Origin of the sequence: Fundicoccus ignavus, assembly GCF_009659375.1 — a bacterium.
Lineage (GTDB): Bacteria > Bacillota > Bacilli > Lactobacillales > Aerococcaceae > Fundicoccus > Fundicoccus ignavus.
Window position 1 is genome coordinate 1 of sequence record NZ_WJQT01000004.1, and the last position, 17,409, is coordinate 17,409.

A 17,409-nucleotide genomic window follows, 5' to 3' on the forward strand; every position below is an offset into this window, starting at 1 on the left:
AAGAACATTCCATCAAACCGAATCTCGTTCAACGACAGTTCAAAGCCTTTGGTCCACGAACTGTTTTATTAACAGACATTACTTATTGCTTATATGGTCAGGATAAGCGAGCTTATTTATCCACCATCAAAGATGCTTATACAAATGAAATCTTAGCGTACCAACTCAGCGCTTCTTTAGAAGTTGAATTCGTCCTCGCCACGATTAATCAGTTAATTGAAGAAGAAGGCATGACGTTGAATCATGAGGCGATTATCCATTCAGATCAAGGTTCACACTACACGAGTATGAGATTCCAAGAACTACTTGAGGATCATGACCTGATTCAATCGATGTCTCGACGTGGTAACTGTTGGGATAATGCCCCTCAAGAATCATTCTATGGTCATATGAAAGACGAAGTAGATATCGCAGGATGCCAGACATTTGAAGCATTACAAGCAGCTATCGATCACTATATGAACTATTACAACCATGGTCGCTACCAATGGGGCTTAGCTAAATTAGCTCCTCGTCAATACTATGAATTTGTGACAACAGGCTATTATCCATTAGCTGATTTAATTGAAACACCAGAAATTCCAGCAGTCAGAACTTGTGATGTGAATGAAAGTGCAATGTAAATTGAAGGTTAAACCTTATAAAAGGGAGGTTTTTAAAAAAGAGAGGCCGTTTTGAAAAATGTCCTTGACTAAGGGTCCAATTTACTCTAATTGTGCTCGAGTTTTTCAAACTGGAACATGATACCACTCTAATCGTGCTCGAGTTTTTCAAACTGGAGCATGATACCACCCTAATCGTGCTCGAGTTTTTCAAACTGCGGCATGATACCACTCTAATCGTGCTTGAGTATTTCAAACTGGAGCATGATACCACCCTAATCGTGCTCGAGTTTTTCAAACTGCGGCATGATTCCACCCTAATCGTGCTCGAGTTTTTCAAACTGCGGCATGATATCACCCTAATCGTGCTTGAGTTTTTCAAACTGCGGCATGATACCACTCTAATCGTGCTTTAGTATTTCAAACTGGAGCATGATTCAATCCTAATCGTGCTTGAGTATTTCAAACTGGAGCATGATTCCACCCTAATCGTGCTTGAGTATTTCAAACTGGAGCATGATACTACTCTAATCGTGCTCGAGATTTTCAAACTGGAACACGATACCACTCTAATTGTGCTCGAGTTTTTTAAACTGGGTCATGATACCACCTTAATCGTGCTCCTATTCTTGAAGCTCAAGCACGATTCACTTCCAGGACTACACAACGTTTATAAACTACCAGACCTAAGTCACGAACCTCCCAGCCCCTACACGAGCCCCTACTTAACAGCCTCCCCATGGTCGTTCGTCAGTGGTTTACGGATGGTGGCTGAAAGGGGCGCCTTTTTACGGGGGCGTTGTGGGAACTTATTTCGCCTAGGGTATTTGAATGTTTGGAAAAATCTTGTATGATAGGTGGAGAGAAGTGAGGTGGCGTGTGTGAATATTCAGCAGTTGAAGTATTTGGATTATATTGAGCGGACGGGTTCGATCAATCGGGCGGCGGAGTTGTTGTTTGTGTCGCCTTCAACGATTTCGGTTTCTTTGAAGGAGTTGGAGCAGGAGGTTGGGCAGCAGCTTTTTGTGCGTTCGAGTAGTGGGATGACGGCTACGCATGAGGGGTATGAGTTTATTTCGCAGGCGCGACAGATTTTGAATCAGCTGGATATTATGCGGGATATCTTTGTGGATAATGAGTCGGAGCGTCAGTGGTTTTCGGTGTCGAGTCAACATTATGATTTTGCTTCGGAGGCTTTTAGTAAGTTAATTGCGGCTCAGAATAGTCAGCGTTTTGTGTATCGTTTCTTTGAGGTCGATACGTATTCGGTCATTAAGAATGTGGCTCAGAACACGAGTCAACTAGGTTTTGTATATTTAAGTGAGTTCAATCGTCGTGTCTTGATGCGTTTGTTCGAGCAGGAGAATTTGCAGCATCATGTGATGTGGGAATTCCAACCGCAAGTGTTTGTTCGCAAGGGTCATCCTTTGGCGGGTCGTTTATCAGTCCAATACAAGGATTTGATGGAGTTTCCGGCAATTACCTTTGAGCACAATGATCATCAGAATGATTATTTGACCGAGCATCCGTTGGAAGTGCAGGCCAACCATCGCAAGGTGGTCGTGAGTGACCGGATGAGTGCGATTAATATTATTATGGGATCGGATGCTTATTTGACCGGTTCGCGGATTATGACCAACTTGATGACTGAGCGCCATGTCGAATCGATACCGCTCGAAACGTCGGAGAGTCACTACATTTGTTGGATTGCACCGAAGAATCAGAAACTGTCTGAGCAAGCCAAGAACTATCTGAAGTATGCTGAGGAATCGCTTGGCAATCGTGTTGAAGTACTCCAATCCATTCACTCGCCTGACTATTATTCAATCTAAATGTTGAGCCACCTTTTCATCGAGAAGGTGGTTTTTTTGCACCCTTTCAAAATATGATCCGACACCGCCGAGCGTAATTGAGTGGGAAAAAGAAAGTTGGGAGTATTTGGAATCGTTTGGTTATTTTAAGTTTATGAAAGTTTTCGTCAGCTGCATTTAGAAAAACTCAAGGCTAGCATCAAGTTATAACTAATACACAGAAAGACGAAAGAGCGTATAATATGATAAAAGGATTAAATAGAAATTAGAAATAATCCATTGTTATCATTATAAGAAAGGAATCGATATGGACTTAGAGTTTATCATCAAATATATTCCACTTTATATTGAAGCAGCCAAATTAACCTTCACAATTGCTTTGATTGGGATAGTTGGAGCGATAGTCGTGGGGCTGATCACGTGCTTATTACGATATTTCAAAGTGCCGGTACTAGCCCAAGTAAGTAGTGTGTATATTGAGTTATCGCGAAATACCCCGCTATTAATTCAATTGTTTTTTTTATATTTTGGCTTACCTAAGGTTGGCATTTTATTGAGCTCACAAACGTGTGGGATTATTGGCTTGACCTTTCTTGGAGGAAGCTATATGTCGGAGGCTTTTAGAAGTGGACTTGAAGCCATTGAAGCGATTCAGCTTGAATCTGGCTTGAGTATTGGCTTGACGAAAGGCCAAGTGCTTCGGCATGTATTATTACCTCAAGCACTTACAATTTCGTTTCCAGCTTTACTAGCGAATGTTATTTTCTTAATTAAAGAAACTTCTGTTTTTAGTGTGGTGGCTTTACCAGACTTGATGTATGTAGCGAAGGATTTGATAGGTCTTTATTACAATACAGATGAAGCTTTATTGATGTTAGTGATTGCATATGTGGTTATTTTATTACCTATTCTCATCATCTTTCATTTCGCTGAAAGGAGGTTAAGATATGCTGGATTCGGGCATTAATGTTTTATTTCAAGGGCGTCATTTTGTGCGATTACTTGAAGGGTTATGGGTCACAGTAAGTATTTCCTTAGTATCCGTCCTAATCTCGTTAATATTGGGCTTAGTGTTAGGCTTTATCATGACAATTCGATATCCCTTGATTCAGTGGGCGACTCGCCTTTATATTGAGTTCATTCGGATAATGCCTCAATTAGTATTATTGTTTTTGGTTTATTTTGGCTTAACGCGCTCATTTGGTATTAATCTATCTGGTGAAGTATCTGCGATTATTGTCTTTTCAATTTGGGGAACTGCTGAGATGGGAGATTTGGTGCATGGAGCGATTCAATCTCTTCCTAAGCATCAAAAAGAAAGTGGTTTATCGATTGGTTTAACCAAGCAGCAGGTGATGTTTTATATTATTTTGCCACAAATATTTCGACGTTTGTTGCCGTTAGTGTTGAACTTGATAACGCGAATGATTAAAACGACATCGTTGATTGTATTAATTGGTGTGGTGGAGGTTGTGAAGGTTGGTCAACAAATTATTGAGACCTCGCGGTTAACTAACCCTACAGCTTCCCTGTGGATTTATGGGACGATTTTCTTTATGTATTTCGCTATTTGTTATCCCTTGTCACTAATCTCCACGAAACTAGAAAAATATTGGCAGACATAGAGGATTGAGAAACGAGATCTTAAAGGAGGCAAGTATGAGTCAAGAAAAATCATTATTGGAAATAGCTGATTTGAATAAGCGTTACGATCAACATCAAGTGTTGAAGCAATTATCACTTAAAGTGAAACAAGGGGAAGTTGTTGTAATTATTGGCCCCTCAGGGTGTGGAAAGAGTACGTTGCTTCGCTGTATTAATGGCTTAGAAGCGATTCAATCTGGCAGCATTCATTTAAATGGTGAGAAAATTAGTCACCGTCAAAAAGATATGCACCTGGTTAGACAAAAAATTGGGATGGTCTTTCAAAGTTATGACTTATTCCCACATTTAAGCATAATAGATAATCTTTTACTGGGACCAGTAAAAGCTCAAAGACGCAATAAACAGGAAGTCATTCAGGAAGCTGAAGCATTGCTTACTAGAGTAGGTTTGTTAGATAAAAAAGATGCTTATCCACGTCAATTGTCTGGTGGTCAAAAACAAAGAGTTGCCATTGTACGTTCCTTGTTGATGCAGCCAGAACTGATGCTGTTTGATGAGGTGACTGCTGCATTGGATCCTGAAATGGTTCGTGAGGTTTTGGATGTGATGCTGGAATTAGCGAAGGAAGGCAGTACGATGATTATCGTAACTCACGAGATGCAGTTTGCTCGTGCTGTAGCAGACCGAATTATTTTTATGGATAAGGGGGAAATCGTCGAAGAAAATCAACCAAATGAGTTCTTTAATCAACCATGTACAGAACGCGCCAAACAATTTTTAAATATGTTTGAGTTCTCAGTAGTTATCTAAATAAGGCTAATCAAAAAGGAGAAATATAAATGAAAAAATGGATTAAAATCGTTCTTGCTGCACTGGTCACTTTAACGTTCACATTGTCTAATCGAACCGTCGCAGAAGCCAATGGTACAGCTCGAAACTTAGATGAAATAAAAGAGAGTGGTAAAGTAATCATTGGTGTATTTAGTGACAAGAAACCGTTCGGGTATGTCGATGAAAATGGCGAATATCAGGGCTATGATATATATTTTGGAAATCGGCTTGCTGAAGAATTGGGTGTTGAGGTAGAGTACGTAGCGGTTGATCCAGCTAGCCGTGTAGAATATTTAGAAACAGCTAAAGTGGATATTATTCTAGCAAATTTCACAGTAACTGAGGAACGCAAGGAAAAAGTTGATTTTGCGTTACCATACATGAAAGTATCGTTAGGGATTGTATCACCTGAAGGTGCAGTTATTACAGATGTTGAAGCGTTAAATGGCAAAACATTGATTGTGGCTAAAGGAACAACTGCGGATATTTATTTTACTGAAAAATATCCAGAAGTAACCTTGCAGAAATATGATCAATATAGTGATGCCTATGGTGCACTACTTGATGGTCGTGGTGATGCTTTCTCAACAGATAATACGGAAGTATTGGCGTGGGCAATTGAAAATCCTGGCTTTACAGTAGGTGTTGAATCATTCGGAAACCTAGATACGATTGCACCAGCTGTCCAACAAGGCAACACAGAATTATTGGATTGGTTAAATGAAACAATTGTAGCTCTCGGTGAAGAAGAATTCTTCCATAAAAACTATGAAGAAACCTTAGCACCAGCTTATGGAGATGCGGCTGATGCTGATTCTATCGTCGTTGAAGGTGGAGAAGTCGACTAATCATTCGAAAAAATTGAAACAGTACGTAGGAGTGTTGGTCCAAAAGCCGCCACGATTCAACTATCTAGCGGTTCTAATTCAATCGTCCTGGACTATGGGACACGACACCGCCTTGGTTGTCTTCCGAAAAATCTTTTGTGTTTCATCTGGAGCAACAAGTCGGCGTTTCAACTAGACGAACACAATACGCGCCAAGCCACAGACCATTAAACGTACACAATAAAAGCAGCAAGTCCAACATCATTTGGGACTGCTGCTTTTGTTAGTTGGCTAATCATTCTACGTCGTGTCTTAACGAAAACTCAGTGATGATCACCAAAGTCATGGAAAATCACGCTTCCAGCATCATCATCGTCATTTTCATCGTCAGCATCGTCATCTTCATCATCAAACGCGTCAAAATCAAGACCGAAAGGATCGTCGTACAGATTCATCAAATAATCTACCAATTCATCATCCGATTCAAAGCCAAGTGAATCAATCAAAGCTTGTTTAGCTTCAAGCGTCAATGAATTGAGCGTATTTTCAAATTCCGGATTCTGGAAGGTCGTAACATCACCCGTCACAGCAATTTCAGCCAGCGATAGATACGAATGCTTTTCAGAATAGTTCATGATTAATTCTTTAACCGTCTCCATAATCGCATCTAACATTAACAGGGGACGCATTTGTTTTTTCTTATATTGGAGAATTTTTGTCTTTAAATCCTTATCAACAAACCGTCGTAAAGCTTTATCTTCTTTCGCACTTAATTCTAAAAGAGCGAGATTATCCATTTCCTGATAGTTTGAATATTTTTCTTCCGTAATTAATGAGCAATAAATCGACGTCGCCTCACTAATTCCGTAATCCGTCAATTGATACTTATCCAATTCTATTTCGAAATCGACAACAATCATCTGTGGTTGCTTGGACATATTCTTCACTCCTTGTTATAAGTTTGTATGCCTATTATAAACCAAACACTGCCAAAATACTTAAACAAACCACCAAGAAAACCTGGGACGAGGCCGAGGACGTTATATACCATTGAGCCGTTTTAACTTTATAATAGAGTTTGGCTTTAGTTGAAATACTTAACGTATCTCGGCGAAGTACAAAGAATGATAAATCAACATAAAACTTATAAACTCTTATATTACAAAAAAGTTGCCCCTTCACCAGAGGCAACTTCTGCAAATTCTATTCAGGATTGAAATAGCTAACGAACGTATTGATCATGTAGTCTTGTGGCGCACTGAGGGCTTCATTTAATTCAACCGGATAGCTGTCGAAAACTTGGCCGTTATAAATCACCATGAAATCAATCATCAGATTACCTTCGACATCACTGGTCGGAATCATCAAGATTTGGAAGAACTCGCCATTGTATTGTACGTGAGACATCCCCGCCACACGTGGAGTGGCTGCCGCAACTTCTTCAATGCTTGCTTCTTGACTAACCCACTCAATCAGCAACTCTTCGTCAATAATTCCAGCGCTCAAATCTAAATCTAAATTGGTGAGGCCGGCATAATACATTTCATCATCAATGTAATACAACAAGATTTCAGCAGCATTGGTATTATCTTCTGTGAAAAGCAAATAACTCAAGTAACTTTCGCCGGGCTCTAACTCATTATAAGTAGGTTCGGTCGCTGTTTCGAAGAAGATTAATGCATCCTCAACAGTCGATCCGCTCGCTTCTTCTAAGTAAATATCATGGAAAATAAAATTTTGAGTTAGACTGACAAAATCTGGATAGAGGGTCATGAAGTCGTCATTTTGCACCGTATCTTCCGACACAACAGCATCTAAAATGTAATCGATGGTTGAAGAATTCTGTGTAGACAAATTACTAAAACGTTGGGCAGCTACCGACGAAGCTTGTGGCAGCAGAATTGTAAGCAACAAAAGACTGACTAAGGTCCGTAGTCTTAAATGTTTCATGAGGACACCTCCTAATGTTTAGGCTAAAGATCAAGCGATAAGCAAGTGGCGACAGAAAAAAAGTAATAGCATTTAGTCATCGCCCCCTTTCAGGAGAGTTATGTTTTTCTACTTTAATTATAATCGATTCCGTAACTATTTAATATCCTTAAGGCTTAAGCTTTGTTAAAGCTTATTTTGTTAGGTAAACTTAAATCCAACACAATTTTTCGGAAAATAGTCCCCAGCTTTTGTTAAGGAAAGCGTTATTGCTCAGTTAGAATGTTAAAAGTTGTATGTTGTAAAGGGGAAAAATGTTATAATTGGATATAAGTATAAAGGGGTGATGTGATGGAAAACTTAGGACAGGCCTTGGATTGGGTGAGGCGTAACCGCAACATGACGATAGAAACTTTGTGTGAGGGCGTCATGTCGCCGTCATCTTATTCACGTCTCGTTAACGGAAAAACCTTCGTGTCATCCAAATCCTTTATGACCTTGATTTTTCGTTTAAACATGACATTCGCAATGTTCCTTCAAGACTACCATAACTTCTTCCAGAATAGGCACGACTACGCCTTGCTGATACATGCGCAAGCATACGAGGATACTGAAATGTTATCAGCTTTATTAGAAACTTATTATCATCAAAAACAAGAACAGAATAAAGATTGGAATAACTTTGATGAACGTTTGCTGAAAGTGACGGCCGCTTTGTTGGATCAATTACAGGAGTCGCCAGATGCCGCAAGCAGTTTGGAAGCAGTCAAGTTAGAATTAGCGACTTTGAGTCATTTTACAGATAACGACTTTACGGCCTTTCATTTATTACTCCCTTACTTGGCCTTAACGGAGGCTGACGAAATCTTGCAGGTTCCTTTGGGAAAAGTCACTAATTTACAAGAACCGGCTTTGCCAGAAGGTTTGTACCATGTGTGTGGTGATTTATTTACACGCCACTTAATAGCAGATAATATCGAACAAGCAGAATTTTATTACCAGAAACTCACTGAGATTTATATTGATCCGACGGACTTTAATTGGAAAATATCACGTAAAATTCATCAGTCAATCTGGCAATATTTTACGAGTGATCAGGATTTAGCTTGTCAGAATTTGCAGCGATTATTTGAATTATACGGTGAATTGGAGTTGTTGCATTTACAAGAAAAAACGCGCCAAACCTGTGTGGCGTTAGGCGTACCCATTGGCGAGGTGATAAGATGAATGATCTAACAACTAAGCAGTCAGTGGTAGAAGAATTACGTAAGCGCAAAGGTTTTTCGATGAGTGAAATATGCGGTGATTATGTCTCGCACTCTTCTTATTCGCGCTTTATTAACCATCAACAACTGATGTCAATCGATAAATTAATCTATATTTTGAAACGAATGGATTTAAGTTTTCGGGAAGCAACATTGTTTGATCATGTCATCCAGGCTGCTAACGAAGACTGGTTATTGATGGAACGCTTGTTAAAAGAGGGGGAGTTGACCGAGATGGCGGCGACCGTCGAGCGTTTTGAAGCAGCTTCTTACCGTGAATACGATGCGTATGGCATGATGGCGATTCAAATCCGTTTAAAAATGGGCGGAGAGGTGGCGGATAAACAAATTGCTTCTCTGAAAAGATATTTATTCCAAGTACACAATTGGACTTACAAGGAAATGTATTTGTTCACTTATATTCTAGATCAAGTCAGCACGCAAATTATATTATTGCGTGTCAGAAGAGCCTTTCAACGAGCGGCCGACCCGTATTATATAGAGCGCAATTTAAACTTGATTATATTATTAGAGGCGGCTCACCTGGAATTATTGAAACGCCAAGAACTCACGGCAGCACAAGAAATATTTGACAAATTGGACCAACTTTACGTCAATAAAGCTTACATTGGGCAACAAGCCTTTCGCGCGGTTAATCGCCTCCTTCACGAACTGATAACGGATGAACAACCTGATACACTGCCACGGCTTGAAGCTTTGTATCATAATTTTTTATTATGTGAAGCCGATTTTCTAGCCTTACGATTGAAATCGCGATACACAGCGCTACAGACGGTCTATCAACTACCAGATTTGACTTTGGAACAATGATTGTACGGTGTAGCTGCGCCCGCAAAGGACCATCTTCATCAAATTGTGCATTTATGCAATGAAAAAAACCAAAAGCTGAAAATTAGGTTATGATAAAAGAAGAGTCAGTCGGCTCTGCTACCTAATGATGAGGCACCTGCGAACGCTGTGTCGAGCTGGTAACTTGAAACAGCATGTAGGACTCTGCCTGTAATTTTTCGGTTAGGTTATGCATAGGACTTAAGCCGGAAACGCGAATGTTGGTAGTCAAATTTTGCTCTCGGATCACACTGAACCCCTTCAGTTGTGGTCCTTTTTTGTTGCAAAATATGACCCTTTATCATACAGGCGAGTCTGATCGATACCGGGCATAAAATGAACCCTAAAATAATTCAACGGTAATCGATTGTTTGCACATTGTTCATGATTCTCAAGACTTCCAATTACTTGCTTCTATGAGCGAAGAGCAAGCGGAGTGTCGGTCAAACTGACCGACACGAATTCAAAGATTTGCGGTTTTTGTATAATCGTCGTGAACGAGAGAGAACGACACCGCTTTGGTTTTCTTACGAGTAAAAATGACTGGCGCGAGTGGCTTAAACTAGCCGAATGTTTGCGGTGATCGGCTAGATTCGGCGTTAAACTAGCCGAAAGTTCGAGAGAATCGGCTAGAATAGGCATTACTCTAGTCGAAAGTCCGAGAGAATCGGCTAGAATAGGCATTACTCTAGTCGAAAGTCTGTGAGAATCGGCTAGATTCGGCGTTAAACTAGCCGAAAGTCTGTGAGAATCGGCTAGATTAGGCGTTAAACTAGCCGAAAGTCTGTGAGAAACGGCTAGAATAGGCGTTACTCTAGCCGAATGTATGCGATGATCGGCTAGAATAGGCATTACTCTAGCCGAAAGTCCGAGAGAAACGGCTAGAATAGGCATTAATCTAGCCGAAAATCCATGGGAAACGGCTAGATTATTGTCAAGTCCAAAGTATTGTGTAAAATAGTCCAGATGCTCTCTAGTCTTGTTTGATAGTCTCCCTTTAGTTTTTTCACCGAAGTGGCGTAGCGTACCCTTGACCATGAGCTGAGGCATGGTAGTCTATTTAGACAAGCTAATTTGTTGCTTGCTTAGCTCAGTAGTCATGCCTCAGGAGGCTCGTGGTCAAGGGCACTGGGCAACGGACAATTAATCTCTTGAAAACTGTCTTCCAGCTTTCACCCATTCTTCATGATAATCTAACAACAATGACCCGATAAGTCGCTCTGCAGAAGCAACGTTTGGGTAAATTCCAATGACTCTATCACGCCGACGTATTTCACGGTTTAATCGTTCAACCGAGTTAGTGGTTCTGAGTGAAACATGATACGCTTGCGGTTCAAGTTGATATTGAATCGCATCTTCAAAACCGTAATCTAAAATCTCAAGTGCTTTTTCAAACTTAGGATTATCTTGTACCATTTCTTCAAATACGGCTTTTAATTCTCGAGCATGTTGTTGTGTAGGGGCGCGCAGAATCTCTTCGACTAATTTACGTTCAGTCTTATTATTCTTTTTAGGCATTTGATCGACAATATTACGTAAAAAATGAAACGTACAACGTTGCCAAATAGACCCTACAAATACTTCACGGATGGCGGTTTTTAAGCCCGCATGAGCATCTGAAATAATCATTTTAGGTGTTTGTAAACCACGAGCTCGTAACCCCATAAAGAATCGGGACCAAGCGGTAGTCGATTCTTCTTCAGCGACCATAAAGCCTAGAATTTCTCGTTTATTCTCTTCGTTAACACCTTGTGCAATATAAGCTGCTTTGGATATCACATGGTTATTTTCACGTATCTTAATGTACATCGCATCCACGTATAGATAACGGAATGTTGAATGAGAGAGCGAACGTTGCTTAAATTTTTCAATTTCAGGGTCGAGTTCTTTCATCACGTCTGATACGAATGACTTCGACACTTGTTCACCGCAAAGTTTTTCCACGATATTCGTGACTTTTCTTGTTGAGACGCCGTTCACCACCATTACTGCCATGCTCAACACAAAGGCTTTATCTTGACGTTGATAGCGCTCAAAGACTTCCGTACGAAATTCGCCAGAACGTGTTCTAGAAACACGTAGCTTTACTTTTCCAGCACTCAACATAAAGTCTCGTTCATAATAACCATTGCGTTGATCCATGCGGTGATCAGTTCTTTCGTAATTCGCTGCTTTAATAAAGCGATCACGTTCAACTTCCATATAGGCGTTAAATCCAGTCACTGTGAGTGATTTCATCATAGAAGTCATATCGCTATTTAAGACTGCGTCTGTTAATTCGTCTAATTTAAGGTAATATTTAACTGAGCCATAATAATCTCCTTTTTCAATGTAGTGTAGGAACTTTCATTGTCTAGAGATTATCATGGTTTTTCTTTTTACATAATTAGATGGACATTACCTGAAAGTCACAAGGTAGTTAAATAATTATTTTTATTAGAAGCGTGGTACAGCGGCAGGCTCAGCATAAATGGGGGAGCAGGTGGTGGGTGCGTGAATGTTGAGGGACTATTTTGCCTGGAGAGTTTCGTTTGTTTGGATTTACACAAAGTTGACGGAATCTTTACATTTCGGTGGGTAAAATTTACATGTTCTTTACAAAGTTTTGTTAGTATTTGAATTGAAGAAATTCATATCACATATTTGAAGGAGCGTCTGTAAAATGAAGAAATCACTTTTATTGTCGATGTGTGCGTCGGTTTTACTTTCTGTTGTGTCGCCCGTTGTATCGTCTGCTAAGCAAGAGGAAGGTCAATTTGCTGAATTGCCAGTTGTCACGTTAGAAGAAGGTCGTGCGTTAACTGAAGATTTATCATTAGTGAGTGAAAACCAAGCGAAATATGTTTTCTTATTTATTGGTGATGGGATGGGGAACATTCCTGTGTCTGCTGCAGAGTATTACTTAGGTCCTGATAATGGTAATGCTGGTAATGGTGTGGCTCAAGCTCAGCCTTTAAACTTCTCTCAGTTTCCAGTGATTGGTTTACAAAATCCTACAGATGCTGACCACTATGTGCCTGATTCGGCTGCAACTGCAACTGCGTTTGGTAATGGTGTAAAAATTAATTCTAACGTGATTGGTTTAACGCCTGGTTTTACTGAGCAGACGGAATCGATTGCTGAAAAAGCAAAAGAAAGTGGTAAGTCAGTGGGTATCTTATCTACTGTGACGTTAAACCATGCGACGCCAGCTGCGTTTTATTCTAACGTTGAGCACCGTAATAACTATTACGAAATTGGTCAACAAATGGCTGCTTCTGGTTTTGACTTTTTCGCGGGTGGTTCTTTAGGAGCACGTACGGGTAGCGATGGGTCTGAGCAAGATTTATATGAAGTGTTGGAAGAATATGGTTATACAGTGGCTGACACTCAAGCTGAGTTCGAAGCGATTACGGCTGATACAGAAAAAGTATACGCACCAGCTGAAGCGTTAGCAGGTACTGCGATGAAATATGCGATGGACCGTGAAGAAGGCGAGCAAACTTTAGCTGAAATGGTTGCTAAAGGGATCGAAGTATTAGAAACAAACGAAGAAGGATTCTTCATGATGACTGAATCAGGAAAAATTGACTGGTCAGAACATGCGAACGATGCTGCGGCAGCTATCAAAGAAGTGATTGATTTCCAAGATGCAATCCAAGAAGCGGTTGATTTCTACTATGAGCATCCAGAAGAAACGTTAATCGTTGTAACTGCTGACCATCCAACAGGTGGTTTCACAATTGGTAACTCTGAAACGGGTTATAACAGTTACTTCCACTTAATCGATAACCAACAAGTCTCTCAAGAAGTATTCGACGGCATCTTTGCTACTGCCCAAGAAGAAAATCCTGAAATGACATTCGAAGATTTCGTGCCAGCTTTAGAAGAAAACTTTGGTTTTATCTTTGACTTAGAAGCGACTGAAGAAGTATTGACTCATGGTCAAAAAGCTGAAGCTGAAGCTGAAGAAGTTGATTTGATGACGATTACTGCGATGGAATTAGAAGAATTACGTTACGCCTTTGACCAATCAATGTTAGCTTACGAAGATCGTAATGCTGGTCAAGCTGATATCATCAAAGGTTACCATTCTTACTTACCAATCTCAATTGCAGCGACCCGTTTATTAGCTAACAAAGCTGGTTTCGCTTTTACAACAGTTGACCACTCGCCTGAGCGTGTGCCTGTGTACGCAATTGGTGCTGGTGCAGCAATGTTTGAAGGAAACTTCGAAAACACTGACGTTGCTTACAAATTATTAGCGGCAATGGGCTTATACGAAGGTGGCGACACAACAGCTCCTCGTATCGAAGTCACAGCAAAAGCTGATGCAGCCACTGAAGAAGCAACTGACGAAGAAGCAGTTGAAGAAACAGAAGAAACAACTGAAGAAGAAACAACTGAAGAAGAATCAGCAGAATAATCTCCCAACTAAGCCCCGATTTAAACGATTATAATAAGAAGCGCAGCGTATCCTCTCACACGCTGTGCTTTTTGATATGATAGACTCAATGATGAATGAAAAATAGACTAGGATGAAGGTAATTATATGAAAAGAAGATATTTAATCAAATTAGTGTTCGTCTTATCGATGTTTGTGCCTAGTCAGACGGGCCAAGCGCAAGCCCAAGCCGAAGCGGAAGCAGACACGATGACGCTGTCTGATTTGCCCTTTCAAGGCTATTTCGTTGCGACTAGTGACTATGCGGTAGAAGGATTGTTGTTTGAAGAAAACCAACTGTTTATTTACGTGAATCACCAGCTGTTGGATGATGACCCTGGACACGACCACGGGCACGACGATGATGATGACGACGATTACCATGTTGGGCATGAGGCTGAGGATATTCTAGGCCAAGACTGGCTAGACACTTTGGAAGAACTGCATTCTTTCCCTCATCCAGACTTGAAAAATTACTCTGAGAGTGTGCGTCAGCGCTATTTAGAAGAGCTTGATTTACCTTATGATTTACAAGTGGTCTATCAAGAGATTGCCGAACAAATTACACCAGATATGTCACAAGCCGATATTAAACGCATGATTGACAATCGGGTGCCAGGCATCTACTATACAGAGAAAAATGACTATCAATACTATCAAATTGCGAATCCAACCGTTATCATGGAAGGGGATAGTTATCAGATTCATCTGTTCGGTGAACATCTGTATACCTTTGAATCATCAGACAATCAAACAATGATTCAAGATCAAGCAGGCGTGACCTATGACTATATACCAGGCATCAATCCCTATTGATTCCGACATAAAGGAGAATGATCAATGAAAAAGTATCTGACATTTACCCTCTCGTTCCTCTTAGCGAGCCAAGTTTTATTGCTGAACGTATTGGCAGAAGAAAACGACCATCACCACGACCATGGGACGTCTTTTGCAAACTTTATTCCAGATAAAATTCTTAACCCAGACGACAGTGACTACGTGGCCCCAGCGGAGACTGCTGATTATGTCGGCCTCTACACCGCAGAAACGGCGATTGACGTCTTAGGTGTCGACTTGACATTGCTGTTACGGATTCAAGAGGATGGCCTGTTTAACCTAGCCTACTACTTTGAAAACGACGCTGACAGCCAAGGCCTGCGCTTTTATGCTAACCCGGCGGGCGAAATTGAAGAAACAAGCGCCATCTATCAAGACCTGACTCTTTTAACGGGAGCCTTGCGTGAGATAGAAGACGGCCTAGGGTCCGGCTTAATTCGCGAAACGCTAGCGCCAGTGGTACTGTTGGACGAAACTGGTCAAGCACAAGAGCTCTATGCCTACCAAGAAATGGCCTACGGCTTGCGCGAAAATTACCAGAATGCCCGCGTTTACCAAAGTGTCGGCCTGTATATTTCAGAAGACGGCCAAATTACCATCGACGTGCCACACTTGATTGGCCTCGACACCGAGGAAGACTTGTTGGTGCCCTTTGAAGCAAGCGACCAACACGAGGCTGAACTGCTAGTGTCGACACCAACCTTTGAGCTGCTGCAACACAACTTTGACACCTACCTTGAGGACCACAACGACTTTCGGATGGCATTTGACACACCCAACGATTTTGTCCAAAAAGTCCTAGCTATGCACCTGGAAACGAACGCAAGCTTCCCACAAGATACACAGGTAACAAGCGTTGACGCAAGCCTTGAAGACAGCGACGCCACATACGCACTACTGATTAATGAGGAACTTCTTTACGCCTACGACGCCGACAACCAGAAACTGTACATGGCCACTGACTTTAGCCAAAACGACACGAACCAGTACACAGCCAACGAATGGCTCACCAATTAGAAACAAAGGAGCATTCTCATGAGACAAAAGGACTCTTATAGAGACAGCAAAAAGTTAAAATACTTAGCGAGCAAGGATCCTCACCGCCCAAAACCGCTCGAGCATTCTGCGAACGATCGTAGAAAAGAAGAGCAGCCAACCGGCAAAGAAGACGCTAGATTAAGTACTGACAGCAGCTTGAGCCACGACCCGCATGACCCGTCACATCCTCGCAACCGTGAGGCAGTTGAGGCGGCTGATAATGCTTCTGGCGAGTCTGTAAGTAGCTTGAGCCATGATCCACACGATCCGTCGCATCCTCGTAACCGTGAGGCAGTTTGGGCGGATGATAATGCCTCTAGCGAGTCTGTTGCCAGCTTGAGCCATGACCCGCATGATCCGTCGCATCCTCGTAACAAAGAATAAGTAACCGAAGAAGGCGTTCTTCACCCTTGGTTCAGGGCGATTTGAAAGAAAGTTATCTTTTCTAAAATCATCGCTGAACGTAGTGCTGGGATACCTTCTTTTTTTATTGACCAAAATACGGGCTGTAAAGTTTTGAGTGTTGGTAGCTGTAGAAAGTCAGAGTGCTTCGTCACTTTGGCTTTTTTTCAGCATAATATTGTCGCGCATTGATAAGATTTAAGCAGCCATTGGTTCATCTGAAAAGAGTATCGGTCGGGCCAAGTGTCCGGTTGTACAAGATCTCATCGATGTCTATCAAAACAAACAGGCTGCTTATCAAAGAAATGCCGATAATCAAGAAGGTTGGTCTAACTACGACGAACTCTTTTTAATGGTCGCCACAGCTCTAGCTAGACAACTGACGCAAAGCCCTCAGGGCCAACAAGATCTTGAAATTGTCCAAGAACGTCTGAAAAGCTTCAAGCAATTTAGTGACAATGACGACATTGCCCTGAAACTCCTCCTCCGCTTTATGTCGCTCAAGGACGCGGAAGCGGTTGTGAAAAAACCATTGAAGCTGTTAACCGATTTGAAAGAACCGGGTTTGTCTGAAAATTTATATTATGTCTGCAGCATTCTTTACATTAAACACCTGGCTGCCAAGCAATACAAACGAACCGAACACTACTATAAAATAATCGACGAAATCCAGTTGGATTCAATCGATTTAGGCTGGAAACTATCGCGACAATTTATTCAGAACATTCACTTGTATTTTACCGATGATAAAAACCGTGCAGTCGACCAAATCAATAAACTAAGTATTTTTTACAATACCTCAATCTGGCCTACCAATCGTGCTATGTCGCGCAAACTTGTCGCGACTTATCCATTCCCCACCAAGAAGTTGAGGTGACATTATGAGAAAAAGCCATAAGGAAATAATCGAGAGTTTACGCAAGAAGAAAGCTTTATCAATGCAAGAAATTTGTGGCGATTGTATTTCGCATTCGTCCTATTCGCGCTTCG

General features: G+C 41.2%; 17 protein-coding genes. 13 read left to right on the plus strand and 4 right to left on the minus strand.

Annotated features, from left to right (window positions below; genetic code table 11):
- The 6 genes from GF867_RS04165 to GF867_RS04190 form a co-directional block, all read left to right on the plus strand.
- A partial coding sequence (locus GF867_RS04165; RefSeq protein WP_153831864.1) for an IS3 family transposase occupies nucleotides 1-623 on the plus strand: 623 nt, incomplete at its 5' end.
- 860 nt (nucleotides 624-1,483) lie between these two features.
- Nucleotides 1,484-2,434 carry a LysR family transcriptional regulator gene (locus tag GF867_RS04170; RefSeq protein ID WP_153831865.1) on the plus strand — a complete coding sequence of 317 codons (951 nt, stop codon included), beginning with the start codon at nucleotides 1,484-1,486 and terminating at the stop codon, nucleotides 2,432-2,434.
- Nucleotides 2,435-2,720: 286 nt separating this feature from the next.
- On the plus strand, nucleotides 2,721-3,380 hold the full coding sequence (locus tag GF867_RS04175) for an amino acid ABC transporter permease (RefSeq protein WP_153831866.1): 660 nt from the start codon (nucleotides 2,721-2,723) through the stop codon (nucleotides 3,378-3,380).
- Complete coding sequence (locus GF867_RS04180; RefSeq protein ID WP_153831867.1) at nucleotides 3,361-4,038, plus strand: amino acid ABC transporter permease; 678 nt, start codon at nucleotides 3,361-3,363, stop codon at nucleotides 4,036-4,038. The genes GF867_RS04175 and GF867_RS04180 overlap by 20 nt, the downstream gene beginning before the upstream one ends.
- Nucleotides 4,039-4,072: 34 nt before the next feature.
- Nucleotides 4,073-4,828: an amino acid ABC transporter ATP-binding protein gene (locus GF867_RS04185; protein ID WP_153831868.1), complete on the plus strand. Its 756-nt coding sequence runs from the start codon at nucleotides 4,073-4,075 to the stop codon at nucleotides 4,826-4,828.
- A gap of 29 nt (nucleotides 4,829-4,857) precedes the next feature.
- The gene (locus GF867_RS04190) at nucleotides 4,858-5,697 is read left to right on the plus strand and encodes a cysteine ABC transporter substrate-binding protein (protein WP_153831869.1); all 840 of its coding nucleotides are present in this window, start codon (nucleotides 4,858-4,860) and stop codon (nucleotides 5,695-5,697) included.
- A gap of 302 nt (nucleotides 5,698-5,999) precedes the next feature.
- Here GF867_RS04190 and GF867_RS04195 read toward each other — a convergent pair whose 3' ends face one another.
- Nucleotides 6,000-6,614 carry a hypothetical protein gene (locus GF867_RS04195; protein ID WP_153831870.1) on the minus strand — a complete coding sequence of 205 codons (615 nt, stop codon included), beginning with the start codon at nucleotides 6,612-6,614 and terminating at the stop codon, nucleotides 6,000-6,002.
- A gap of 265 nt (nucleotides 6,615-6,879) precedes the next feature.
- Complete coding sequence (locus GF867_RS04200) at nucleotides 6,880-7,626, minus strand: hypothetical protein (protein ID WP_153831871.1); 747 nt, start codon at nucleotides 7,624-7,626, stop codon at nucleotides 6,880-6,882.
- 330 nt (nucleotides 7,627-7,956) lie between these two features.
- On the opposite strand from GF867_RS04200, the gene GF867_RS04205 reads away from it, so the two are divergent.
- Together GF867_RS04205 and GF867_RS04210 are read left to right on the plus strand one after the other, a co-directional pair.
- Entirely contained in the window at nucleotides 7,957-8,832 is an 876-nt protein-coding gene (locus tag GF867_RS04205) for a helix-turn-helix domain-containing protein (RefSeq protein ID WP_153831872.1), read from the plus strand.
- Entirely contained in the window at nucleotides 8,829-9,701 is an 873-nt protein-coding gene (locus tag GF867_RS04210) for an Rgg family transcriptional regulator (RefSeq protein WP_153831873.1), read from the plus strand. Before GF867_RS04205 ends, GF867_RS04210 begins: the two co-directional genes overlap by 4 nt.
- A 432-nt stretch (nucleotides 9,702-10,133) precedes the next feature.
- Here the strand turns inward: GF867_RS04210 and GF867_RS04215 are convergent, their stop codons facing one another.
- The gene (locus GF867_RS04215; RefSeq protein ID WP_153831874.1) at nucleotides 10,134-10,769 is read right to left on the minus strand and encodes a hypothetical protein; all 636 of its coding nucleotides are present in this window, start codon (nucleotides 10,767-10,769) and stop codon (nucleotides 10,134-10,136) included.
- A gap of 93 nt (nucleotides 10,770-10,862) precedes the next feature.
- Nucleotides 10,863-12,050 (minus strand): IS256 family transposase, encoded by a 1,188-nt coding sequence (locus tag GF867_RS04220; RefSeq protein WP_436718598.1) that lies wholly within the window; start codon nucleotides 12,048-12,050, stop codon nucleotides 10,863-10,865.
- A 331-nt stretch (nucleotides 12,051-12,381) separates the two neighbouring features.
- On the opposite strand from GF867_RS04220, the gene GF867_RS04225 reads away from it, so the two are divergent.
- The 5 genes from GF867_RS04225 (at nucleotide 12,382) to GF867_RS04245 (ending at nucleotide 17,296) form a co-directional block, all read left to right on the plus strand.
- Nucleotides 12,382-14,124: an alkaline phosphatase gene (locus tag GF867_RS04225; RefSeq protein ID WP_153831875.1), complete on the plus strand. Its 1,743-nt coding sequence runs from the start codon at nucleotides 12,382-12,384 to the stop codon at nucleotides 14,122-14,124.
- Between the two features lie 126 nt (nucleotides 14,125-14,250).
- Nucleotides 14,251-14,958, plus strand: a complete 708-nt coding sequence (locus GF867_RS04230) for a hypothetical protein (RefSeq protein WP_153831876.1) — start codon at nucleotides 14,251-14,253, stop codon at nucleotides 14,956-14,958.
- Between the two features lie 24 nt (nucleotides 14,959-14,982).
- Nucleotides 14,983-15,996 carry a hypothetical protein gene (locus GF867_RS04235; protein ID WP_153831877.1) on the plus strand — a complete coding sequence of 338 codons (1,014 nt, stop codon included), beginning with the start codon at nucleotides 14,983-14,985 and terminating at the stop codon, nucleotides 15,994-15,996.
- Between the two features lie 177 nt (nucleotides 15,997-16,173).
- Complete coding sequence (locus GF867_RS04240; RefSeq protein WP_153831878.1) at nucleotides 16,174-16,401, plus strand: hypothetical protein; 228 nt, start codon at nucleotides 16,174-16,176, stop codon at nucleotides 16,399-16,401.
- Between the two features lie 370 nt (nucleotides 16,402-16,771).
- A complete protein-coding gene (locus GF867_RS04245; RefSeq protein ID WP_153831879.1) occupies nucleotides 16,772-17,296 on the plus strand; it encodes a hypothetical protein in 525 nt (174 codons plus the stop codon).
- Nucleotides 17,297-17,409: the final 113 nt, after the last annotated feature.